Origin of the sequence: Paraburkholderia tropica (assembly GCF_900109265.1) — a bacterium.
In the GTDB taxonomy this organism is placed as follows: Bacteria; Pseudomonadota; Gammaproteobacteria; order Burkholderiales; family Burkholderiaceae; genus Paraburkholderia; species Paraburkholderia tropica.
The window spans coordinates 25,529-47,438 of record NZ_FNZM01000030.1 but is presented as its reverse complement, the minus strand read 5'-3'; the positions used below and the strand labels follow the sequence as shown (position 1 = coordinate 47,438).

The window sequence follows — 21,910 nt, the reverse complement described above, 5'->3', positions numbered from 1 at the left end:
GATCGTTGCGCGCTCAACGAGGTTGAGCGACGCGTGCGAGCGCCGTCATCGCTCCGATGTGCGCGAGCGCGGCGCACTGCTGCGCGTCGCGCACGAATAGCGAACCCGCGAAACCGAGCGCATTGATCGACATGCCGTCCACGCATTCCTGCGTGCGCGGCACCACCAGCATCTCGCGCCGCGTGACGAGCAGGTTGTAGGGCGCACGTTGATGCGCGAGTCCTTCCACGTCGATCGCGCCGATTCCCACCGCATCGAGCAGCGCGCGATAGGTGCGCCACGCATGCCGCGCGGCCTCGTCGGCGGTGCCTTGCCGCAGATCGAGCGCGGCGAGTGCGTGCGCGAACGGCAAGCCCGGCACGCGCGCGATGCCGTTTTCCGATTGCGCGGATTGCCATAAAACTTCCATCGGAATCGCGGGCCCGGACGCGTCGAGCGGCAACGGCACCGCCTGCAGATGTTTGTGCGGCTGACTCGCGCCCGCCGCTGCGCCGCCGTTGTAGAAACCGAGCGCGTCGAACCCGCGCAAGGCGACGAGCAGCGCCGCGAAATCGTCGAGATCGAGCAGCGCTTCCTGCGGCACGAAACGCCGCGTGACGATCAGCAGATGATCGTCGATCACGTTGTATTTGTTGAGCAGCGCGAGATGCGTCGGCGAGAGCGTGCCGACGCACAGATCGTCGTCGCAGGGCAGAAATGGGTTGCGGCGCGTTGCGCTGCTTTCAATGGCCTCGGTGCGCCGCGCCATCTCCTTGCGCGCGAGGCTCGACACCTGGCGCACGGCGAAACGCACGCCGCCGTCGTCGAGATGCGTGAGGACCGTGTCGATGGGTTGCAGCGCGCCGCATTGCAGCGCGTGGCGCGTTTGCGCGTCGAGCGCGGCGCGCAGCGTGGCGGACGTGAGCGGTGTCGATGTCATCGGCGAATGTGTGACGGACCCGGCGCTCACGACTTGTACCCAATCGCGCGCAGCAGATCCTTGCGCCAGCGCACGTCGTCGTCGGTCTCGACGCCGAGCGGCGGCGCGCCATCCACCACGCCGACGATGCCGCGTCCGCGATCGGTTTCCGCGATCAGCACGTCGGTCGGATTGGCCGTCGCGCAGAAGATGCGGCACACCTCGGGAACGGCTTTGACCGCGTTGAGCACGTTGACGGGAAAGAAGCCGTCGCCGAGAAACACGATAAAGCTGTGGCCCGCCGCGATGCGCAGAGCGTTATCGGTCGCCATGTCGACGAGCGCTTCGTGCGTGCCCGAGCGGCGCACGAGGCGCTTGCCCGACGCCTCGCAGAAGGCCAGCCCGAACGCGATGCCCGGCGCCGCGCCGTACAGCGCTTCGTGCAGGTCCTCGACCGTTTTGATGAAGTGCGATTGCCCGAGGATGAAGTTGGTCGCTTCGGGCTTGACGATTTCAACCGTGGAAAGCTGCATGGCGGACCTCGCGCGAACGTCTCGAAGGCAGAGGCTTCCAGCATGGTTCGAAGTCGCGGCCAATGCAAGCGGCGCGGATCGTCGACGAAAAAACGGCCGGCGCCTTCGCAGGCAGCCGGCCGTTTTCGGTGCGACGCGCGCAGTGCGGTTTAAGCAGCGGCCTTCGCGCGTTTCTTTTTCCCTTCGACGTCGGGCAGGAACACCGTGAGAATGCCGATCAGCGGGAGGAACGAGCAGACCTTGTAGACGAACGTGATGCTGGTGGCATCCGCGAGCTGGCCGAGCACGGCCGCGCCGATGCCGCCGAGACCGAACGCGAAGCCGAAGAACAGGCCCGCGACCATGCCCACCTTGCCCGGAATCAGTTCCTGCGCGTAGACGAGGATCGCCGAGAACGCCGAGGCCAGCACGATGCCGATGATCACCGTGAGCACGCTGGTCCAGAACAGGTTCGCGTAGGGCAGCAGCAGCGTGAACGGCGCGACGCCCAGGATCGAACCCCAGATCACGTACTTGCGGCCGATGCGGTCGCCGACCGGGCCGCCGATGATCGTGCCCGCGGCCACGGCGGCGAGGAACACGAACAGGTGCACCTGCGCGGCCTGCACGGGCAGATGGAAGCGGTCGATCAAATAGAACGTGAAGTAGCTGTTGATGCTCGCGAGGTAGAAGTACTTCGAGAACACCAGCAGCACGAGGATGCTGATGGCCATCGCCACGCGTCCACGCGAGAGCGCGACGGCAGGCGCTTCGGCGCGCTTCTTCTTGAGATTCGGATGCGCCTTGTACCAGCGGCCGATCTGCGTGAGCACGAACATCGCCACCAGCGCGGCCACCGAGAACCACGCGATGCTGCGCTGACCATGCGGAATGATGATCGCGGCGGCCAGCAGCGGTCCGAGCGACGAGCCCGCGTTGCCGCCGACCTGGAACAACGACTGCGCGAGGCCGTGGCGGCCGCCCGAGGCCATGCGCGCAACCCGCGACGACTCCGGATGGAACACCGACGAGCCGCAGCCAACCAGCGCGGCGGCGACCAGCAGCACGCCGAAGCTCGGCGCGACCGACATCAGCAGCAGGCCGCAGAGCGTGAAGCCCATGCCGACGGGCAGCGAATACGGCATCGGGCGCTTGTCCGTATAGACGCCGACGAGCGGCTGCAACATCGACGCCGTGATCTGGTACGTGAGCGTGATCAGGCCGATCTGCGTGAACGACAGCGCGAAGTTGTCCTTGAGCATCGGATAGATGGCCAGGATCAGCGACTGGATCATGTCGTTGAGCAGGTGCGAAAAACTGATCGCACCGAGCACGCTGTAGACCGTGCGCTGCACGGCCGGCGCGGCGGAAGGTGTGGCGGTGGACGCTGCGGACGCAGCGGCGGCGCCGGACAGGGCGCGCTTGTCGAGGCTGGTTTCCATATGTCTTTGGCAGGAGAGCATCAAGCGGACGCCGGCTGAATGCGCGAGGCAATCAATGCGGCGACGGCATGAAAGAGTCGTATATAGGAGTTATGAAGCGCAGTGTAATGTGTCTTGGAAGAATCGTACGGACAAGTTTTGTCGCGATTCGGACACCGATCACCGCGATTCCGCCGCGACGCCTTGCCGCAGGCGTCTCGCGCAAACGGGAAATTTGTCGCGGCAATTTTGGCGGCGGATTTTGGCCGGTTATAACCCGCGAAGATGCGCGAACATTTCCGCGACATTACGGGGCCGGTACGCGGACGACGACGCCAGTGCGACACGCTAAAGATCGCGCGGCGCCGTGCCGTTGACCGGAGTTGAGGCGTTGCGCCATGCATGAGTCGCCACGAGCGCTCAGCGAGAGGCGTCGGCGGGTTTGGGCGGATATCGGAGAGCCTGGACGCAGCCGGCGCGGCGCACGTCGTACAACAAGCTGGAGACCGATAACGATGCGAGCAATGACTGAAGCGAGCCGCCATGCGGGGTTCGTGCCGGACGAATTGGGGGCGCCAGGCGCAAACGGCGCAACGGGGCGCGGTGGCAGTAAAGGCAAGGGCAAGAGCAGGAAGCGCGCGGCGGCGGACACCGCCTCGCACCTCTCGGTGAAAGCGACGCTGCGTCTCGCGTTCGCCGTGGTGCTGGTGGGAACGCTCGCGATTGGCGCGTTCTCGCTCACGCAGATCAGCCGCCTCAACGATTCCACGGAATCGATCTACGAACAGGGGCACGTCGCGAGCCGCGCCGCCGAGGAAGCGCGCGGTCACGTGCTGCGCGCGAGCCGCGCGCAGAAGATGCTGCTCACGGCGACCACGGCGAAGGAACGCGACGAACTCGGCGACGGCATCGAAAAGGATCTGTCCGCGATCGTCGACGAAATGAAGGTGCTCGACGATCTCTCCGCCCACGCCGGCAGCGGCCACGCGCGCGCCGACGCGCTCGCCTCGCAGAAACAGTTCTCCGATGCCATGCAGACCTGGAGCGGCCATCTGCGCGACTTCGTCACGCTCGTGAAGGCGCAGCCTCTCGATCTGTCGCAGATGAGCTGGCAGGTCGGCACCCAGGACGTCTCGCTGCTGGTCGAAACCGAAAAGCTCGAAAAGCTCGTCGATCAACTCGTCGAGCAACGCGGCGCGGCGGCCAAGGCGACCATCGCGGCGTCGGCGTTCATCTTCAAGTCGTCGTTCGTGATGATGGCGGCGGCCACGATCGCGCTGTTCGTCGTGGCGTTCTTCGTCAGCGAATGGGTCGTGCGGCGGCTGTCGCGCGCGCTCGGCGGCGAGCCCGCGCATGCGAAAGCCATCGCCGCGCGCATCGCTTCCGGCGATCTCGCGCAACCGGTCGTCGTGCGCGAGCGCGACGCGCACAGCATGCTCGGCGCGCTGCGCGACATGCAGCAAGGTCTCTCGACGACGGTCGCGGAAATCGCCGCGAGCGCGGAGGCCATCGCCGCCGCGTCCGGCCAGATCTCGACCGGCAATCTCGATCTCTCGCAGCGCACCGAGGAACAGGCCGTCGCGCTCGAACGCACGGCCAGCAGCATGGAGCAACTGACCTCGACCGTGCGCCTGAACGCGGAGAACGCGCAGCAGGCCAGCACGCTCGCGGGCAACGCCTCGCAGATCGCGGAGAAGGGCGGCGCCGTGGTGGGCCGTGTGGTCGCGACGATGGGCGAGATCAACGAGAGCGCCAAGAGCATCGCGGACATCATCGGCGTGATCGAGGGCATCGCGTTTCAAACTAATATTCTCGCGCTGAACGCGGCCGTGGAAGCGGCGCGCGCGGGCGAGGAAGGGCGCGGTTTCTCGGTGGTCGCGGGCGAGGTGCGCAATCTCGCGCAGCGCAGCGCGGCGGCGGCCAAGGAGATCAAGACGCTGATCAGCGCCTCGGTCGAGCGCGTGGCGAACGGGTCGACGCTCGCCACCGACGCGGGCAACACGATGGACGAAGTCGTGAAGGCGGTGCGCCGCGTGAACGACATCATCGGCGAGATTTCGGCGGCGTCCAGCGAGCAGCGTGCGGGCATCGAGGAGATCAGCCGCGCGGTCACGCAGATGGATTCGGGCACGCAGCAGAACGCGGCGCTCGTGGAAGAAGCGACGGCCGCGGCGCAGTCGCTCGACGATCAGGCGAAGGTGCTCAAGCGGCTGGTCGGCAAGTTCCATCTGGCGTGACGGATCGTCCGCGAGCGATCACGTAAGTGGAAAAGAAAACGCCGCGTTTTACGCGGCGTTTTGCATCGTGACGCGTTTATGTCGCAGCTATTTCGCGTCGCGCTCGATGATCCATTCGTGCGCGGGATCGTTATGGAAGTGCCATTCGCGCCTGGGGCCCGCCATCACGTTCAGATAGTACGAGTCGTAACCGTACGGCACGACCACCGGATGATAGCCGCGCGGCACCATCACGACGTCGTGATCTTCCACGGCGAGGGTTTCGTCGAGATCGCGAGCGTCGGTGTAGACGCGCTGGAACGCGAAGCCTTGCGGCGGATTCAGGCGATGGTAGTAGGTCTCTTCGAGCGCGCTTTCCTGCGGCAGGCGATCGGCGTCGTGCTTGTGCGGAGGATAACTCGACGAATGCCCCGACGGCGTGCGCACTTCCACCACGAGCAGCGATTCCGCAGGCTCGGTCTGCGGAAGAATATCGCAGACGTAACGCGTATTCGCACTCTTGCCGCGCGTCGAACGCTTCATCTGCGCGGACTCGATCAGGCGCACGGGCAGCGTGCCTTTCGCGGGCGCGCTCGCGACGCCCACTTCGGCGTCGCGCGTCGCGCGCACGACGGCTTTCACGCCCGGCGGCACGTAGAGCGCGACCGGCGCGGCGTCCTCGAACACGCTGTCGCGCGAGCCGAGGCTCGAATAGCGCTGTCCATCGGCTTCGATATCCACGGCGCCCGAGAGCACGACGATGCAGCTCTCGCGGTCGACCTCGTGCACGTAGACGAGTTCATCCTTGCCGAGCCGGTACGCGGCGAACCCGACATAGCGCCAGCCCGCGCTGGCGGGCGTGACGCGCGCGATCGTCTGGCCTTCGCGCGCGGCCTTCACGAGCAGGCTCATGCTGCCTCCTTCGTTCGAGAAAGTGTTTCGGTATCCGAATCGACCAGCGAGCGCAGCGTGCGATAACCCTTCTGCGCATACGCATACGACGGCGCGATCACGGGGTCCTGTTCGGCCTCCACGACGAGCCAGCCGCGATAGCCATGCTGCTTGAGCTTCGCGATGATCGACGCGAAATCCACGGCGCCGTCGCCTGGCACCGAGAACGCGCCCGCGAGCACCGCATCGAGAAAACTCCAGTTGCGATTGCGCGCGAGCTTCACGACGGCGGGGCGCACGTCCTTGCAATGCACGTGGCACACGCGCGCGATATGCTTGTCGAGTTCCGCGACCGGGTCGCCGCCCGCGAAGGTAATGTGGCCCGCGTCGAACAGCAGGCCCACGGCATCGCTCGTGCGCGCCATCAGCTTGTCGACGTCGGCGGGCGTTTCCACGTACGCGCCCATGTGATGGTGATACGCAAGCCGCACGCCGCGCGAAAGCGTATGTCGAGCGAAGGCGTCGACGCGCTCCGCGTATGCGTCCCACTGCTGCTCGCTGAAAAAACGCGGTCGCTGATAGAGCGGTCGCGGCGCGCCCTGAATCGAGTCGGCGACCTCGCCATAGACCATCACCGTCGCGCCGTTCTGCGCGAGCAGATCGAGATGGCGATCCACGGCGGCGATTTCCTCCGGCACGCTGCGCTTCGCGAGCATGCCGGAGTACCAGCCGGACACCAGCGACAAATCGTATTGCGCGAGCAGTGTCTTGAGCGCCTGCGGCTCGCGCGGAAACTTGTTGCCGAGCTCGAAACCCTCGTAGCCGATCTCGCGGCCTTCGGTCAGCGCCGTGGAAAGCGGCGTCTCGCCGCCAAGCGAAGGCAGGTCGTCGTTCATCCACGACAGCGGATTAATGCCGATGCGTACTTCAAATGCGCTCATGTGCGTTCCTCGATCTGTGGAGCGTCGGGTGCTTCATGCTTCGTTTTTGGGGGCGTCGCCGTCTGACGCGTGCGAGGCGTGTGCGTGGCGTTCCGCGATCTGCTGCACGTAGCGCTCGCGCGCCTCGCGCACCGCCGCGCGCGGCGACACTTCCGGCACCGCCACTTCCCACCACCAGCCGCCTTCCTCGGTGGTGCGCGCCGGATCGGTGTCGATGCACACGAGATACGTGCGCGTCGCCGCGCGCGCGCGTTGCATCGCGGCGTCCAGTTCGGCCACGTTCGCGACGTGCTCGGCCTCTGCGCCGAGCGCGCGCGCATGCGCGGCGAAGTCGATCTGCGGCGCGCCGAGCGGACCTTGCGCGCAATCGTCGAACAGGTTGTTGAAGGGCGCGCCGCCACACGCCTGTTGCAGACGATTGATGCAGCCATAACCGCGATTGTCGAGCACGACGATGATGAGCTTCGCGCCCAGCATCACCGAGGTGGCGATCTCGCTGTTCATCATCAGATAGCTGCCGTCGCCGACCATCACGATCACTTCGCGCTCGGGTCGCGCGAGCTTCGCGCCGAGGCCGCCCGCGATCTCGTAGCCCATGCACGAGTAGCCGTATTCGACGTGATACGCGCCGGGGCGTCCCGCGCGCCAGAGCTTGTGCAGTTCGGCCGGCAGCGTGCCCGCCGCACACACGACGATATCGTCGGTATCCGAGCGAGGGGACGAGCGCTGCACGGCGCCGATCACATCGGCGTCGTAGGGCAGGGTGTCGGGCTCCTGCTGCGCGTGCGTGAGCGCCGTGACGCTCGCGCGCCAGGCATCGGCGAGACGGATGGCTTGCGCGGTCCACGCGGCGTCGGCGCGCCAGCCGTCGAGCTGCGTGTTCAATTGCGCGTTCAGTTGCGCATCGAGCGCCGCGATCGCGAGCTTCGCGTCGGCTTGCACGGCGATCGCATCGAGCTTGAGCGTGTCGAAACCGTTCGCGTTGATACTGACGATGCTCGCGTGCGCGAACAGCGTGTTCGAGCCCGTCGTGAAGTCCTGCAGGCGTGTGCCGACGGCGAGGATGCAATCGGCGTCGCGCGCGAGCGCATTGGCGGCGGGCGAGCCGGTCACGCCGATCGCGCCCGCGTTGAGCGGGTCGTCCCACGCGAGCGCGCCTTTGCCCGCCTGGGTTTCGGCGACGGGAATGCCGCGCGCGGCGGCGAGCGCTCGCAGCGCTTCCGACGCGCGCGCATAAAGCACGCCGCCGCCCGCGACGATCAGCGGCTGGCGCGCGCGGCGCAACTGCGCGAGCGCCGCGTCGATTTCGCTCGCGATGGGCGCGGGCGCATGGAAGTTCACGAGACGCGGCGTGAAGAAGCTGGCCGGGTAATCCCACGCCATGGCCTGCACGTCCTGCGGCAGCGCGAGCGTGACGGGGCCGCACTGCGCGGCGTCGGTCAGCACGCGCAGCGCGCGCGGCAACGCGCTCAGCAATTGCGCCGGATGCACGATGCGATCGAAGTAACGCGAGACCGGCTTCAGCGCGTCGTTCGCGGAGAGCCCGCCGTCCTGCTGATCCTCGATCTGTTGCAGCACCGGATCGGGCTCGCGCGACACGAAGATATCGCCGGGCAGCAGCAGCAGCGGCAGACGGTTCACGTGCGCGAGCGCCGCGGCGGTGACGAGGTTGGTCGCGCCGGGGCCGATCGAGGTCGTCACCGCCATCATGCGGCGGCGGAAATGCGCCTTGGCATAGGCAATCGCGCTGTGCGCCATCGCCTGCTCGTTGTGCGCGCGCAGCGTCGGCAATTCGTGGCGATATTGATAGAGCGCTTCGCCAAGGCCCGCGACGTTGCCGTGGCCGAAGATCGCGAACACGCCGCCGAACAGCGGTTCGGTGCGGCCCGAACCGTCCTCGCAGGCCACCCGTTGCGCCGCGAGCCAGCGCACCACGGCTTGCGCGGCGGTCAGGCGCACGGTGGCGCCTGGCGGATGCTGCGCAACGCTCGTCGAGCTTTCCTGCGCCGCGTGCGAGATCGGAGCGATGCGTTGATTCATGCTGCTTTCTCCTCGCGCGCGGCTTGATGAGCCGGCGAAGACTGCGCGGTCTGCGCTTCAGCGCGCGCCTCGCGCCACGCGGCGATCAGTGTTTCGAACGCCGTGCGCACGCGTGCGATCACCGTCTTGTCGTCGATATCGCCCTTGAGCCACGCGTAGCTCGGCTCGTAGAAAATCGTGCGGCCGACTGTGAAGCCGCGGCAGGTTTGCGAGGCCGCCGCCGCCTTGAAGCCGCTCATCAATTGATCCATCGGCGCGGAGAGCCCGAGCAGCACCACGCCGCGGCAATGCGGATCGCGCTCGGCGATCAGCGCGTCGACCTCGCGCCATTGCGCCGCGTCCAGCGGTTCGAGCTTCCACCACTCGGGATAGAGGCCGATGTTGTAGAGCCGCTTGAGCGCGCGCGCGATCGTGCCGGGCGGATTCGGCTTGCCGTCGAGTTTGGGCGGAATCACTTCGAGCAGCAGTTCGTGGCCGCTCGCCTGCACGGCGTCGTAGAGCGCGCGCAATTGCGCTTCCTGTTCGAGACGCTGCTCGATCGGTTCGTCGGGATGGAATTGCACGAGGCACTTCACGGTATGGCCGATGGGCCAGCTCGCGAGCGTGGTGCCGATCGAGCGGCCATGATCGAACACGAGCGGCACGGAACCCGGCAACTCGACCGGGCGGCCGATCCACCAGTCGCGGCCCGTGGCGGCGTTGAGTGCGTCCTGACCGTAGCGGTCGTCGATCAGCACGCCGATCTTGCCCTGCAGGCCGAGCGCGCTTTCGGTTTGCGCGACCGCTTCCACATAGAGATTCTTCAGATGCGCAATGCGCGATTCGTCCGCGCCCGTTTGCTGCGCGAGATCGAAGAACTGATTGCGATGATCGAAGGCGAAGCCGAGCACTTCGTCATGACGTTTGCGTGCGGGCGTGACGCGATGCAGGCGCGCGAGCGTCGCGTCGCGGTCGGGGCGGCGCATGCGCACGGGGTCGGCTTGCGCTTCGCTCAGGAAGTAGTCGAGCTCGGCGGGCGTGGGCATGGCGGGCGCGCAGCCGTGGCGCGAAACGACCAGCGCGCCGCACGCATTCGCGGCGCGCGCGCAGTCTTCGAGCGGCGCGTCGCGCAGCCAGCCCGAGAGAAAGCCCGAGGCGAACGCGTCGCCCGCGCCGAGCACGTTGAGTACCTCGACTTCCACGCCGCGCTGCATCGGCACGTCGTCGAGCGAATCGGGCACCGCGCCTTCGACGATCTGGCAGCCGAGCGGCCCGCGCTTGACCAGCAGCGTCGCGGACGAGACCTCGCGCACGCGCTTGAGCGCATCGACGAGCGCTTCCTTGCCGCCCGCGATACGGAACTCCTCCTCGGTGCCGATCACGAGATCGAAGTTCGGCAGAATCCGCTGCAGATGCTCGCTCACCCCCGCGCTGGCGACGAAGCGCGTCTCGCCGTCGGCCTTGCCCGTGAGACCCCAGAGCACCGGACGATAATCGATGTCGAGCACCGTGCGCACGTTGTTGCGGCGCGCGTAGTCGAGCGCGGCGAGGCTCGTGCGGTTCACCTGTTCGGTGGAGAAGTGCGTGCCGGTGATCAGCAGCGCTTTCGCGGAGGCGATGAACGCTTCGTCGAAGTCGGCGGGATCGACGGCCATGTCGGCGCAGTTCTCGCGGTAGAAGATCAGCGGGAACGTGTCGCGGTCCTTGATGCCCAGCAGCACGAGCGCGGTGAGACGTTCGGGATCGACGCGAATGTGGCTCGTATCGCAGCCTTCCTTCGCGAGCGTTTCGGTGAGAAAGCGGCCCATGTGGTCGTCGCCGACGCGCGTGAGCATCGCCGACTGCAGGCCGAGGCGCGCGCAGCCGAACGCGATGTTCGCGGACGAGCCGCCCAGATACTTGGCGAACGTGGACACGTCTTCGAGCCGCGCGCCAACCTGCTGCGCGTAGAGATCGACGCCCAGCCGGCCCAGACACACGATGTCGCGGCTGCGGCCCGGCGCAAAACGGCTCGGCGTGGTGCGGGTCGGGTTGGTGGGGATGATAGCCATGAGCATTCCTGATGAGTTCGGTGCGGGACGCGGGCCTGCTCAGATGGTGGCGCCGTCGAGTTCGGCGATCATCTTCTGCATTTCGGCGCCGCCGGCCATCATGTCGAGCACTTCGTTCTTGCTGATCGTGTCTTTCGTGTAGGTGCCGAGCGAGCGGCCGCGATTGAGCAGCGTGAACGAGTCGCCGATGGGGTAGGCGTGATGCACGTTGTGCGTGATGAAGATCACCGAGATGCCTTTCGCGCGCGCCGCGTGAATCAGCTTGAGCACGTTGAAGCTCTGCTTCACGCCGAGTGCGGCGGTCGGTTCGTCGAGAATCAGCACGCGGGCGCCGAAGTGAATGGCGCGCGCGATCGCGAGACACTGGCGTTCGCCGCCCGACATCGTGCCGATGGCCTGATGCGGATCGCGCACATGGATGCCCATTTCCGAGAGCCGGTCCCGGGCGATCTGCGCGCTCGAATCGAGATCCATCACGTTGATGAAACCGAACAGCTTTTTCTGCGGCTCGCGGCCCATGAAGAAGTTGCGCGCAACGGAAAGCAGCGGCACCAGCGCGAGATCCTGATACACGGTGGCGATGCCGAGGTCGAGCGCGTCTTTCGGCGACTCGAAGCGCACGGGCTTGCCGTCGACAAAGTATTGACCGTCGGTGGGCGCGTGCACGCCGGCGAGCGTCTTGATGAGCGTGGACTTGCCCGCGCCGTTGTCGCCGAGCAGGCAGTGCACTTCGCCGCGCTTCAGGCGCAACGTGACGCCGTTGAGCGCGATGACCTTGCCGAAGTACTTGCTGACGTTTTCGAGCGCGAGAATCGTGTCGCTGCCGGGCGCGGCGGCCTGCGCCGTTTGCGCGTTTTGCGCGTTTTGTGCGCCCGCCGGTGCGAAGTCTTGTGATTCGGACATGGTGAGCCTCCCGTTACGATTGCGCGACGCGGCGGCGCACGTAGTGATTGAAGAGCACGGCGATCAGCAGCATCATGCCGAGGAACACGCGGAACCAGTCCGAATCGATGTTCGTGTAGGTAATGCCGATCTGCACCACACCGAAGATCAACGCGCCGAACGCCGCGCCGATCACCGAGCCGTAACCGCCCGTGAGCAGCGTGCCGCCGATGACCGCGGCGATGATCGCTTCGAATTCCTTTTGCAGACCGCGGTCGGCGGCGGCCGAACCGATATCGCACACCTGCAGCACCGCGAACAGGCACGAGCAGAACGCGGTCAGCATGAACAGCGAAATCTTGACGCGCTTGACCGGCACGCCCACGTTCTTCGCGGCGTTCGAGTCGCCGCCCACGGCGAGAATCCAGTTGCCGTAACGCGTCTTGGCCAGCACGAATGCGCCGACGATCACGAGCGCGAACCACCAGAGAATGACCTTCGGCACGCCGGGCACGAGCGGCTGGCCGCTGTCGAGCATCTTGCCGATGCCGATATGCGCGAGCGCCACGAACAGGCCTTTGAACGCGGTGCCGTGAAAGAGCAGGTTGGTCACGTAGTCGGCTTTCGCGACGTCGCCCACGCCCGAGACGATGGTGCGATCGGCGAACATGATCGAGAGCGCGAGCGTGAGGCCGCGCAGGATGAACAGGAACGCGAGCGTGACGATGAACGAGGGCAGCCGCGTGCGCATCACGAGGTAGCCGTTGAGCGCGCCGAGCGCGGTGCAGCCCACGAACGCGAAGACGATCGACAGCGCGATGGGCCAGTGGAAATACATGGTGGGAATCGCCACCATCATGCCCGCGAAGCCGATCATCGAGCCGATCGAAAGATCGAACTCGCCCGCGATCATCAGCAGGCACGCGCCAACGGAAAGGATGCCTAAATATGCGGCGACCTGCGACCAGTTCATCACGCCGTCGAGGTCGAACATGCCGGAGCCGCCTGCGCCGATCGCGAACACGGCGAATACGAGCACGGTGCCGGAAATCGCGGCGAATTCGGGGCGGCCGAGCAGATGGCCGAACCACGATTCGCGGCGCACGCGTTCATCGCCATGCGAGGCGCTCGCCTGAGCGGGCTGGGGCGCGCGCGGATCTTGCGCGTCGTCCGGTGCATGCGAGGGAAAGTGTTTGCCGGCTACACCCATGATGTCTCCTGTGTCCCGGACCTATGTGCCGTTATGGCGTGACTGGCCCGGTGAATGACGCGCGGCGAGGCTGGCGAGAGGCGAGTCGGTGTCGCGTGTAGCGAACCGCCGCCGCGCGTGGCTGACGAAATGACGTGACGGATCAGCGGTACTGACCCGCGTACTTCACCACCTTGTCCAGATTCTCTTTGGTGATGAAACCCGGACCCGAGCGGATGTTCTTCGGGCCATAGGACGGTTGCAGTCCGTAGGTTTCGAGGCGCTGCTTGAACTTCGGATTCGCTTCGAGGATCTGGCGGATCTTCGCCGGATCGGTCGTGTGGTCCTTCTTCACGATCGCCAGCACGGCCACGGGAATGTAGCCCTGCAGATACGGCTGCTGGTCGATGGCGAACTGGATCGTGCCCGCGCGGATCGCCTTGGCGATGTCGTCCGAGAAGTCGAAGGTGCAGAAGTAGATCTTGTTCGCGAGGCCCATCTGCTGCACCGCCTTGAGCGTGGCGGCGGCCGGCACCGGGCCGAGCGTGAGGATCGCACCCGTGTTCGGATGGTTGCGCAGATACGCGCTGACCTTCGACTGGATTTCCGTCGGGTCCTGGCCCGAGTCGATCGTCGAGGTCTTGTAGTCGACGCCGATGGCCTCCGCGAAGCCGCGGCAGCGGTCGAACGACACGGTGTTGGTGGCGATGTGGTTCACGCACAGGAACGACTTCACGCCCGCGGCCTTGGCCTTTTCGCCGGCGGCGTGGCCCGCCACGTATTCGGGCTGGCCCACGTGCATGATCGCGCCCAGTTGCGCGCTTTGTTCCTCGGTGCCGGAATTGATCGTCACGAGCGGAATCTTCTTGGCCGTGACCTTGCCGATGGAGCTTTTGAGCACGTCGAAGTCGGCGATGGTGGTGATGACGCCGTCGTAATTGCGCGCGGCCGCCTGTTCGATCAGGCGCGCCATGTCGGCGATGTCGCCGTTGGGCGGATTGCGGTAGTCGGTCTCGACGTTGAAGTCTTCGTCGGCCTGCTTGATGGCGTTCTTGATCACGTTCCACCACGAGTCCGAATCCGGCGCGTGGCTGATCAGCACGAAGTGCGCGTCGGCGGCCTGCGCCGTCTGCGCACCCAATCCGCTCAAGCCGCCCAGTCCCGCTGCCAGCGCGAGCGCCGCGGCCAACCGTCTGAGCATGGTCTTGCCCTTGCGTTGCGTCATTGTCTCCACCTTTCTCGGTCTGTCGTTCGTTTTTGAGGTGAGCGCGGTGCGCGTTCGCCGTGCACGTCGGCATGCGTGCTTCACGTTGCTCATGGACAAGATTAGGCGATCGTTCGAGCCGTTGCAACAGAAATTTCATTGCAAATAAAAATGGAAAATCTGTTCCATTCATGAGCGCGCGTGCCTATAATCGGCTCCGTCGGCTTGCCCTCAAACGCCCGCCCAGCAAGGGTTTTGCGGCACTGCGGCAAGCCAGGGGAAAAAACGATCATGGCCGACGAGACAAGCGACGCCGTAGCGGGCGTCGACGAATTGATGCAGCGCATCGCACACGACTACGAAGCGCTGCCGCGACAGTTGAAGAACGTCGCGACTTACATCGAACAGAACCGCGCGAGCGTGATGATGGACCGCACGAGCGACATCGCCGCGAGCTGCGGCGTGCATCCCTCGGCGGTGGTGCGCTTCGCGCAGCGCTTCGGCTTTTCGGGTTTCTCCGATCTGCAGGCGGTGTTTCGTCAGGCGTACGCGGGCCAGGGCGGCTCGCCCACGAGCTATCAGCAGCGCATTCGCCAGCTGATCGACGAGAAGGACGGCAAGGCCGATCCGGCGCTCGGCGGCACGGTGGCGCGCGAGTTTATCGGCGCGTGCCGCAGCGGGCTGGACGAACTCGAAGCGGGTCTCGACGACGCGCAGTTCGACGCCGCCGTGCGCATGCTCGAACACGCCGACAACATCTACGTGATCGGCGTGCGCCGTTCGTTCGCGGTGGCGAGCTATATCGTCTACGCGCTGCAGCACACGCGCAAACGCGTGCACCTCGTTTCGGGGCTCGGCGGCATGTATCACGAGCAGATCCGCAGCGTGAAGAAGGGCGACGTGGTGATCGCCATCAGCTTCGCGCCGTACGGCAAGGAAACGCAGTACTGCCTGCGCGTGGCGCAGCAGCATCAGGCGAAGACGCTCGTGATCACCGACAGCCAGCTGTCGCCACTCGCGCGTCACGCGGACGCGCAACTCTATGTGAAGGAGGGGAGCGCGTTCGCGTTCCGCTCGCTGACCAGCACGTTTTGTCTGTGCCAGGCGCTGTTCGTGGCGCTTGCGTACCGGCTCGAACTCAACGTAGAAGAATCGACCGACACCGGAGGATACGATGACTAGTGGAGCAGCAGGCCAGGCGCTGGACGTAGCGGTTTTCGGCGCGGGACGCATCGGCCGCATTCACGCGGCGAATCTCGCGCGCCAGCCCGGCGTGCGCCTGAAGTACGTGATCGACGTGAACCGCGAGGCGGCGCAGGCGCTCGCGGCACAGCACGGCGCGCAGGTGGCCGGGATCGACGAAGCGTTCGGCGATGCGTCGATCGGCGCGACGGTGATCTGCTCGTCGACCGATACGCACTCGGAGCTGATCATGCGGTCGGCGGCGGCGGGCAAGCATATCTTTTGCGAAAAGCCCGTCGATCTCGCGATTGGCCGCGCGCGCGAATGCGCCGACGCCGTGGCGCGCGCGGGCGTGGTCGCGATGATCGGTTTTCAGCGCCGCTACGATCCGACTTTCGCCGCGCTCAAGCAGCGCCTCGACGCGGGCGAGATCGGCACGCCGGAAATGCTGGTGGTGACGAGCCGCGATCCGGGCGCGCCGCCCGTGGAGTACATCAAGCATTCGGGCGGCATCTTCAAGGACATGCTGATTCATGACTTCGACATCTTCCGCTGGATTCTCGACGACGAAGCCGACACCGTGCATGCCACGGGCAGTTGCCTCTCCGATCCGGCCATCGCGGAAGCGGGCGATATCGACGCGACGGCCGTGACGATCCGCACGAAGCGCGGCCGCCTTTGCCAGATCAATACGGCGCGGCGCGCGGCCTACGGCTACGACCAGCGCTTCGAGGTGCTCGGCAGCGCGGGCATGCTGCAGGCCGGCAACATGAAGCCGACCGAAGTGGTGGCGTGGTCGAAGACTTCGGTCGCGCAGGACGTGCCCGAAGCGTTTTTCCTCGAGCGTTATCGCGCCGCGTATGCGAGCGAAATGGCGCATTTCCACGAAGCGGTCACGCAGGGCAAACCGGTGCGCACGACGGTCGCCGACGGCCTCAAGGCGCTGGAACTCGCGGAAGCGACGGCGCTGTCGTGGCGCGAAGGACGCGTGGTGAAAGTGGGCGCTTGACGCGTTCACGAAGCATCGATGCAGTGTGAGGGGCGTCGCGATTGGTTCGCGGCGTCGCCCAAATAGCTAGGATGACGAAATAGTATTCTGGAGGCGGACTATGCAGGCAAACGAACGTGCCCGGCCGTTGCGCGTGGGCGTGGTGGGACTGGGGCGGCTCGGGCGGCGGCATGCGCTCAATCTCGCGTACCGTGTGCCGGGCGCGGTGCTGGCGGCGGCGTGCAGTCCGCTCGACGACGACCTCGCATGGGCGCGCGACACGCTGCCCGCGACGCGGCTCTACGGCGACTACGCGCAACTGCTCGCCGATAGCGAAATCGACGCGGTCTGGCTGGTCACGCCGTCGTCGCTGCATGCGCAGCAGATCGTCGACGCATTGCGCGCGGGCAAGCACGTATTCTGCGAAAAGCCGCTCTCGCTCGACGTCGCGGAATGCGAGCGCGTGGTCGACGAGGCGCGCCGCCATGCGGGCCAGCAGGTCATGATCGGCTTCATGCGCCGTTTCGACCCGAGCTATCACGATGCCTTCGAGAAGGTGCGCGCGGGCAAGATCGGCAAACCGTTTCTCGTGCGCTCGCAGAACTGCGATCTCAATGATCCCGATGGTTTTTTCGTGCGTTTCGCGCCCACCTCGGGCGGCATCTTTCTCGACTGCACGGTGCACGATATCGACGTCGCGCGCTGGCTGCTCGGCAAGCCGCGCGCCACGCGCGTCTATGCGGCGGGCGCGATCGCGCTGCACGACGGCCTGCGCGATTTCGGCGACGTCGACAACGGCGTCGCGATCTGCGAATTCGAAGGCGGCAAGCTCGCGATGTTCTACGCCTCGCGCACGATGGCGCACGGCAACGACACGTCGAGCGAGGTGATCGGCACGGCGGGCGCGCTGGCGATCGGTCGTGTGCCGCGCAGCAACCGCGTCGAGATCTACGACGCGCTCGGCATGCGCAGCGAATGCACGCCGACGTTCTTCGAGCGTTTCGAGGAAGCGTTTCTGATCGAGGCGCAGGCGTTCGTGGCGTCGGTGCGCGCGCGACTCAACGGCGCCACGGCCGATGCTGGCGAGGGTGCGTCGCTGGAGGACGCGCTGGAGGCGACGCGCATCGGCTGTGCGCTGCGCGAATCGCTGCATACGGGGCAGGCGGTGACGCTCTGACTCGCGCGGGGTGCATCCGCCGTGCGTTCATGGGCGAGCGGGGCAGGGCGCTGCTGCGGTAAAATCGCCGCTATCTGACGTCACGTCAAGCAGAGCACCAGCGCCGCGAGCAGCCTCGGCGGCGCGCCACAGAAGGAAGCACCCCGATGCAGATTCAGGTTCACAAGGAAGTGGATGCACGCGGGCTGAACTGCCCGCTGCCGATCCTGCGCGCCAAGAAGGCGCTCGCCGACATGGAAAGCGGCCAGATTCTCAAGGTGCTCGCGACCGATCCCGGCTCGCAGCGCGATTTCGCCGCGTTCGCGAAGCAGACCGGCAACGAGATCGTGGAGAGCACGCAGCAGGACAAGACGTTCGTGTTCCTGATGCGCCGGCGATAAACTCGCGCGCCGCCGCTCACGCGCATAAAAAAGCCCGCAATCGCGAGATTGCGGGCTTTTTTCTGTCCGGCGGAAAGCGGATCAGCCTTCCATCAGCCTTCGAGCACCGGGTTGCGCGTGCGCAGGTATTCGGCGAAGTCGTCGCCCACTTCGGGGTGACGCAGCGCGAATTCCACGGTCGCCTTCAGGTAGCCGAGCTTGCTGCCGCAGTCGAAACGCGTGCCGTGATACTTGTACGCCAGCACCTGCTCGTCGGCGAGCAGCGACTGGATGGCGTCGGTCAGTTGCAGTTCGCCGCCCGCGCCCGGCTTGATCGAGCGGAGGTGGTCGAAAATGCGCGGCTTGAGCACGTAGCGGCCCACGACGCCGAGGTTCGACGGCGCGACTTCGGGCGCCGGCTTTTCGACGATGCCCGACAGCTTGACGATCGAGTCTTCCCACTCCTTGCCGTCGACGATGCCGTACGAGCGCGTTTCCGAGGGCGGGATTTCTTCCACGCCCAGCACCGAGCTATGGTAGTGGTCGAACACTTCGACCATCTGCTGCATGACGGGCGGCGTGCCGTACAGCAGGTCGTCCGCGAGAATCACGGCGAACGGGTTGTCGCCCACGAGCTTTTCCGCGCACAGCACGGCGTGACCGAGACCGAGCGCTTCCGGCTGGCGCACGTAGAAGCAGTCGACGTTGTTCGGCTTGATGTTGCGAACCAGTTCGAGCAGCTTTTCCTTGCCGCGCGCTTCGAGTTCGGCTTCGATCTCATACGACTTGTCGAAATGGTCCTCGATCGCGCGCTTGCTGCGCCCGGTCACGAAGATCATTTCGGTGATGCCCGCCGCGACGGCTTCCTCGACCGCGTACTGGATCAGCGGCTTGTCGACGACCGGCAGCATTTCCTTCGGGCTGGCCTTCGTTGCCGGAAGGAAGCGCGTGCCGAGGCCCGCCACCGGGAATACCGCTTTCGTTACTTTTAGCATGTCTATGGTCCTGGTCGTGGTGGGATGACGTCGCCCGCGCGCCGCCATCCGTCACCTTAGCCGAATCAGGCAGGCAGGCGCGCGAGTTGCGCGGTCAGCTTGCCGAGCGTGGCCTGGAATTCTGCCAGTCGTTTCTGCTCCTGTTCAACCACGGCAGGCGGAGCTTTTGCGACAAAACTTTCATTACCGAGCTTCGCGTTGCACTTCGTCACTTCATTGGACAGTCGTGCGATTTCCTTCGAGAGCCGCTCGCGTTCCGCGGCGACGTCGATTTCCACCTTCAGCACGAGCTTGTCCGTTCCTACGATAGCAACCGGCGCGCCCGCCGAAGCGGCGTCGAGCGCGGCCTCGTCGGCGATGATCTGGACCTCCGAAAGCTTCGCGAGCGCCTGCGCGTAAGGCGCAAACGTGGCGAGGCGTTCGGCGTTGCCGGTGGCCAGCAGCGGCACCTTGACCGCGGGCGAGAGGCTCATCTCGCCGCGCAGGTTACGGCAGGCGTCGATCACGGCCTTCAGGTCGGCGGCCCATTGCTCCGCGGCTTCGTCGACCTTCTTCGAATCCGCGAGCGGGTAGCGCTGCATCATGATCGATGCCTCGCCTTCCTTCGCGCCCTTCGGGTACGCGTCGGTCAGCGGCGCAACCTTCTGCCACAGCGCTTCGGTAATGAACGGAATCACCGGATGCGCGAGGCGCAGCACGGTTTCCAGCACGCGCAGCAGCGTGCGGCGCGTGGCGCGCTGCTGCTCGGGCGTACCGGTCTGGATCTGCACTTTCGCCAGTTCCAGATACCAGTCACAGTATTCATCCCAAACGAACTTGTAAATGGCATTGGCCACATTGTCGAAGCGATAGTCGGCGAAACCCTTCGCGACTTCGGCTTCGGTGCGCTGGAGCTGCGAGACGATCCAGCGGTCGGCCTGCGAGAAGTCCGTGTAGCCGCCCGGGCCGCAATCGCCCGGCTGGCAGTCGCCCGGCTTCGAGAAGCCGCAGTCGTGCCCTTCGCAGTTCATCAGCACGAAACGCGTGGCGTTCCAGAGCTTGTTGCAGAAGTTGCGGTAGCCCTCGCAGCGCGCCAGGTCGAAGTTGACGTTGCGGCCGAGCGTGGCCATGGATGCCATCGTGAAGCGCAGCGCGTCGGTGCCGTAGGCGGCGATGCCGTCCGGGAATTCCTTGCGCGTCTTCTTTTCGATGGTGGCGGCCTGCTTCGGGTTCATCAGGCCCGTGGTGCGTTTGGCGACCAGCGTTTCCAGGTCGATGCCGTCGACGATGTCGATCGGGTCGAGCGTGTTGCCCTTGCTCTTCGACATCTTCTGGCCTTCGGCGTCGCGCACGAGACCGTGCACGTAGACCGTCTCGAACGGCACCTGACCGGTGAAGTGCGTGGTCATCATGACCATGCGCGCCACCCAGAAGAAAATGATGTCGAAGCCCGTGACCAGCACCGAAGAGGGCAGGAAAGCCTTCAGTTCGGGCGTTTCTTCAGGCCAGCCGAGCGACGAGAACGGCACCAGCGCCGACGAGAACCACGTGTCGAGCACGTCTTCGTCGCGCTTGAGCGCGCCGGTGTAACCCTTGGCGTCGGCCTGCACGCGGGCGTCTTCCTCGGTCTTCGCGACGAAGATTTCGCCGTTTTCGCCGTACCACGCCGGGATTTGATGGCCCCACCAGAGCTGACGCGAGATACACCAGTCCTGGATGTTTTCGAGCCACTGGTTGTACGTGGTGGTCCAGTTTTCCGGCACGAACTTGATCTGGCCGTTGCGCACCACGTCGAGCGCGGTTTCGGTGATCGACTTGCCCGGATTGAAGGTGCCTTCCGGCGCCGGCTTGGTCATCGCCACGAACCACTGGTCGGTGAGCAGCGGTTCGAGCACGACGCCCGTGCGGTCGCCGCGCGGCACCATCAGCTTGTGCGGCTGCACCGATTCGAGCGCGCCGAGCGCTTCGAGGTCGGCGACGACCTGCTTGCGCGCCTCGAAACGGTCGAGGCCGCGGTATTGTTCCGGCGCGTTCTCGTTGATCTTCGCTTCGAGCGTGAGGATCTCGATCATCGGCAGGCCGTGACGCTGGCCGACCTGGTAGTCGTTGAAGTCGTGCGCCGGCGTGACCTTCACGACGCCCGTGCCGAATTCGCGGTCGACGTAGTCGTCGGCGATCACGGGGATTTCGCGGTCGGTCAGCGGCAGCTTGACCATCTTGCCGATCAGGTGCGCATAGCGCTCGTCTTCCGGATGCACCATCACGGCCGTGTCGCCGAGCATGGTTTCCGGACGCGTGGTGGCGACGGTGAGCGTGGCCGAGCCGTCCGCGAGCGGATAGCGGATGTGCCACAGATGACCGTTTTCCTCTTCGCTCGCCACTTCGAGGTCGGAGACGGCGGTGCCCAGCACCGGGTCCCAGTTCACGAGGCGCTTGCCGCGATAGATCAGGCCCTGATCGTAAAGGCGCACGAACACGTCGCGCACGGCGGCCGACATCTTGTCGTCCATCGTGAAGTACTCGCGCGACCAGTCGATCGACGCGCCGAGGCGGCGCACCTGGCCGGTGATGGTCGAGCCCGACTGCTGCTTCCATTCCCACACGCGTTCGACGAACTTCTCGCGGCCGAGGTCATGGCGCGAAACTTTCTGCGCGTCGAGCTGGCGCTCGACCACGATCTGCGTGGCGATGCCCGCGTGGTCGGTGCCGGGAACCCACAGCGTGTTTTCGCCGAGCATGCGGTGAAAGCGCGTGAGGCCGTCCATGATCGTCTGGTTGAACGCGTGCCCCATGTGCAGCGTGCCGGTGACGTTGGGCGGCGGCAACTGGATCGAGAAGTTCTTGCGGCCGGGCTCGAAGGTCGCGGCCGCGTAGCCTCGACGCTCCCACTCAGGGCCCCATTGGGCCTCGATGGTCTGGGGCTCGAAGCTTTTCGCTAGCGTGCTGTCGCTCATGGGTGGAATCTGCCGAAAAAGAGATGCGGAAACGGTCAATTATAAGGGGAAG

At 65.7% G+C, this 21,910-nt stretch carries 17 protein-coding genes; 5 read left to right on the top strand and 12 right to left on the bottom strand.

What is annotated here, in order from left to right; translation table 11 throughout:
• Window positions 1-13: 13 nt before the first annotated feature.
• The 3 genes from BMY06_RS34815 to BMY06_RS34805 form a co-directional block, all read right to left on the bottom strand.
• Entirely contained in the window at window positions 14-919 is a 906-nt protein-coding gene (locus BMY06_RS34815) for an ATP adenylyltransferase family protein (protein WP_074987451.1), read from the bottom strand.
• A 26-nt stretch (window positions 920-945) separates the two neighbouring features.
• Window positions 946-1,431 carry an adenosine-specific kinase gene (locus tag BMY06_RS34810; protein ID WP_074987450.1) on the bottom strand — a complete coding sequence of 162 codons (486 nt, stop codon included), beginning with the start codon at window positions 1,429-1,431 and terminating at the stop codon, window positions 946-948.
• Between the two features lie 149 nt (window positions 1,432-1,580).
• Window positions 1,581-2,852: an MFS transporter gene (locus BMY06_RS34805; RefSeq protein ID WP_065065882.1), complete on the bottom strand. Its 1,272-nt coding sequence runs from the start codon at window positions 2,850-2,852 to the stop codon at window positions 1,581-1,583.
• Window positions 2,853-3,355: 503 nt separating this feature from the next.
• Between BMY06_RS34805 and BMY06_RS34800 the strand changes: the two genes are divergently transcribed.
• Complete coding sequence (locus BMY06_RS34800; protein WP_373681713.1) at window positions 3,356-5,068, top strand: methyl-accepting chemotaxis protein; 1,713 nt, start codon at window positions 3,356-3,358, stop codon at window positions 5,066-5,068.
• Between the two features lie 87 nt (window positions 5,069-5,155).
• Here the strand turns inward: BMY06_RS34800 and iolB are convergent, their stop codons facing one another.
• The 7 genes from iolB to BMY06_RS34765 form a co-directional block, all read right to left on the bottom strand.
• Window positions 5,156-5,959: a 5-deoxy-glucuronate isomerase gene (iolB, locus tag BMY06_RS34795; protein ID WP_065065880.1), complete on the bottom strand. Its 804-nt coding sequence runs from the start codon at window positions 5,957-5,959 to the stop codon at window positions 5,156-5,158.
• The gene (gene iolE / locus BMY06_RS34790) at window positions 5,956-6,879 is read right to left on the bottom strand and encodes a myo-inosose-2 dehydratase (protein WP_074987449.1); all 924 of its coding nucleotides are present in this window, start codon (window positions 6,877-6,879) and stop codon (window positions 5,956-5,958) included. Before iolE ends, iolB begins: the two co-directional genes overlap by 4 nt.
• 33 nt (window positions 6,880-6,912) lie before the next feature.
• Window positions 6,913-8,919, bottom strand: coding sequence for a 3D-(3,5/4)-trihydroxycyclohexane-1,2-dione acylhydrolase (decyclizing) (gene iolD / locus BMY06_RS34785; protein ID WP_074987448.1), 2,007 nt, complete (start codon window positions 8,917-8,919; stop codon window positions 6,913-6,915).
• The gene (locus tag BMY06_RS34780) at window positions 8,916-10,949 is read right to left on the bottom strand and encodes a bifunctional 5-dehydro-2-deoxygluconokinase/5-dehydro-2-deoxyphosphogluconate aldolase (protein WP_074987447.1); all 2,034 of its coding nucleotides are present in this window, start codon (window positions 10,947-10,949) and stop codon (window positions 8,916-8,918) included. The genes iolD and BMY06_RS34780 overlap by 4 nt, the downstream gene beginning before the upstream one ends.
• 39 nt (window positions 10,950-10,988) lie before the next feature.
• On the bottom strand, window positions 10,989-11,852 hold the full coding sequence (locus tag BMY06_RS34775; RefSeq protein WP_244144456.1) for an ATP-binding cassette domain-containing protein: 864 nt from the start codon (window positions 11,850-11,852) through the stop codon (window positions 10,989-10,991).
• 13 nt (window positions 11,853-11,865) lie between these two features.
• Complete coding sequence (locus BMY06_RS34770; RefSeq protein WP_065065876.1) at window positions 11,866-13,041, bottom strand: ABC transporter permease; 1,176 nt, start codon at window positions 13,039-13,041, stop codon at window positions 11,866-11,868.
• Window positions 13,042-13,183: 142 nt separating this feature from the next.
• Entirely contained in the window at window positions 13,184-14,245 is a 1,062-nt protein-coding gene (locus tag BMY06_RS34765) for a sugar ABC transporter substrate-binding protein (protein WP_074987446.1), read from the bottom strand.
• 270 nt (window positions 14,246-14,515) lie between these two features.
• Between BMY06_RS34765 and BMY06_RS34760 the strand changes: the two genes are divergently transcribed.
• From BMY06_RS34760 to BMY06_RS34745, 4 genes are all read left to right on the top strand, one after another.
• Window positions 14,516-15,406, top strand: coding sequence for a MurR/RpiR family transcriptional regulator (locus tag BMY06_RS34760; protein WP_074987445.1), 891 nt, complete (start codon window positions 14,516-14,518; stop codon window positions 15,404-15,406).
• Window positions 15,399-16,415, top strand: coding sequence for an inositol 2-dehydrogenase (gene iolG, locus BMY06_RS34755; RefSeq protein WP_074987444.1), 1,017 nt, complete (start codon window positions 15,399-15,401; stop codon window positions 16,413-16,415). The genes BMY06_RS34760 and iolG overlap by 8 nt, the downstream gene beginning before the upstream one ends.
• Before the next feature lie 100 nt (window positions 16,416-16,515).
• Window positions 16,516-17,571, top strand: a complete 1,056-nt coding sequence (locus tag BMY06_RS34750) for a Gfo/Idh/MocA family oxidoreductase (RefSeq protein ID WP_074987443.1) — start codon at window positions 16,516-16,518, stop codon at window positions 17,569-17,571.
• Window positions 17,572-17,723: 152 nt separating this feature from the next.
• Window positions 17,724-17,951, top strand: coding sequence for a sulfurtransferase TusA family protein (locus BMY06_RS34745; RefSeq protein WP_027815106.1), 228 nt, complete (start codon window positions 17,724-17,726; stop codon window positions 17,949-17,951).
• A 92-nt stretch (window positions 17,952-18,043) separates the two neighbouring features.
• Here BMY06_RS34745 and galU read toward each other — a convergent pair whose 3' ends face one another.
• Window positions 18,044-18,925 (bottom strand): UTP--glucose-1-phosphate uridylyltransferase GalU, encoded by an 882-nt coding sequence (galU, locus tag BMY06_RS34740; RefSeq protein ID WP_065065871.1) that lies wholly within the window; start codon window positions 18,923-18,925, stop codon window positions 18,044-18,046.
• Window positions 18,926-18,990: 65 nt separating this feature from the next.
• The gene (locus tag BMY06_RS34735) at window positions 18,991-21,858 is read right to left on the bottom strand and encodes a valine--tRNA ligase (protein ID WP_074987442.1); all 2,868 of its coding nucleotides are present in this window, start codon (window positions 21,856-21,858) and stop codon (window positions 18,991-18,993) included.
• Window positions 21,859-21,910 lie beyond the last annotated feature (52 nt).

Coding starts and splice junctions, on each gene's coding strand:
- BMY06_RS34815 (WP_074987451.1), bottom strand. CDS start 919: ATGACATCGACACCGCTCACGTCCGCCACGCTGCGCGCCGCGCTCGAC.
- BMY06_RS34810 (WP_074987450.1), bottom strand. CDS start 1,431: ATGCAGCTTTCCACGGTTGAAATCGTCAAGCCCGAAGCGACCAACTTC.
- BMY06_RS34805 (WP_065065882.1), bottom strand. CDS start 2,852: ATGGAAACCAGCCTCGACAAGCGCGCCCTGTCCGGCGCCGCCGCTGCG.
- BMY06_RS34800 (WP_373681713.1), top strand. CDS start 3,356: ATGACTGAAGCGAGCCGCCATGCGGGGTTCGTGCCGGACGAATTGGGG.
- iolB (WP_065065880.1), bottom strand. CDS start 5,959: ATGAGCCTGCTCGTGAAGGCCGCGCGCGAAGGCCAGACGATCGCGCGC.
- iolE (WP_074987449.1), bottom strand. CDS start 6,879: ATGAGCGCATTTGAAGTACGCATCGGCATTAATCCGCTGTCGTGGATG.
- iolD (WP_074987448.1), bottom strand. CDS start 8,919: ATGAATCAACGCATCGCTCCGATCTCGCACGCGGCGCAGGAAAGCTCG.
- BMY06_RS34780 (WP_074987447.1), bottom strand. CDS start 10,949: ATGGCTATCATCCCCACCAACCCGACCCGCACCACGCCGAGCCGTTTT.
- BMY06_RS34775 (WP_244144456.1), bottom strand. CDS start 11,852: ATGTCCGAATCACAAGACTTCGCACCGGCGGGCGCACAAAACGCGCAA.
- BMY06_RS34770 (WP_065065876.1), bottom strand. CDS start 13,041: ATGGGTGTAGCCGGCAAACACTTTCCCTCGCATGCACCGGACGACGCG.
- BMY06_RS34765 (WP_074987446.1), bottom strand. CDS start 14,245: ATGACGCAACGCAAGGGCAAGACCATGCTCAGACGGTTGGCCGCGGCG.
- BMY06_RS34760 (WP_074987445.1), top strand. CDS start 14,516: ATGGCCGACGAGACAAGCGACGCCGTAGCGGGCGTCGACGAATTGATG.
- iolG (WP_074987444.1), top strand. CDS start 15,399: ATGACTAGTGGAGCAGCAGGCCAGGCGCTGGACGTAGCGGTTTTCGGC.
- BMY06_RS34750 (WP_074987443.1), top strand. CDS start 16,516: ATGCAGGCAAACGAACGTGCCCGGCCGTTGCGCGTGGGCGTGGTGGGA.
- galU (WP_065065871.1), bottom strand. CDS start 18,925: ATGCTAAAAGTAACGAAAGCGGTATTCCCGGTGGCGGGCCTCGGCACG.
- BMY06_RS34735 (WP_074987442.1), bottom strand. CDS start 21,858: ATGAGCGACAGCACGCTAGCGAAAAGCTTCGAGCCCCAGACCATCGAG.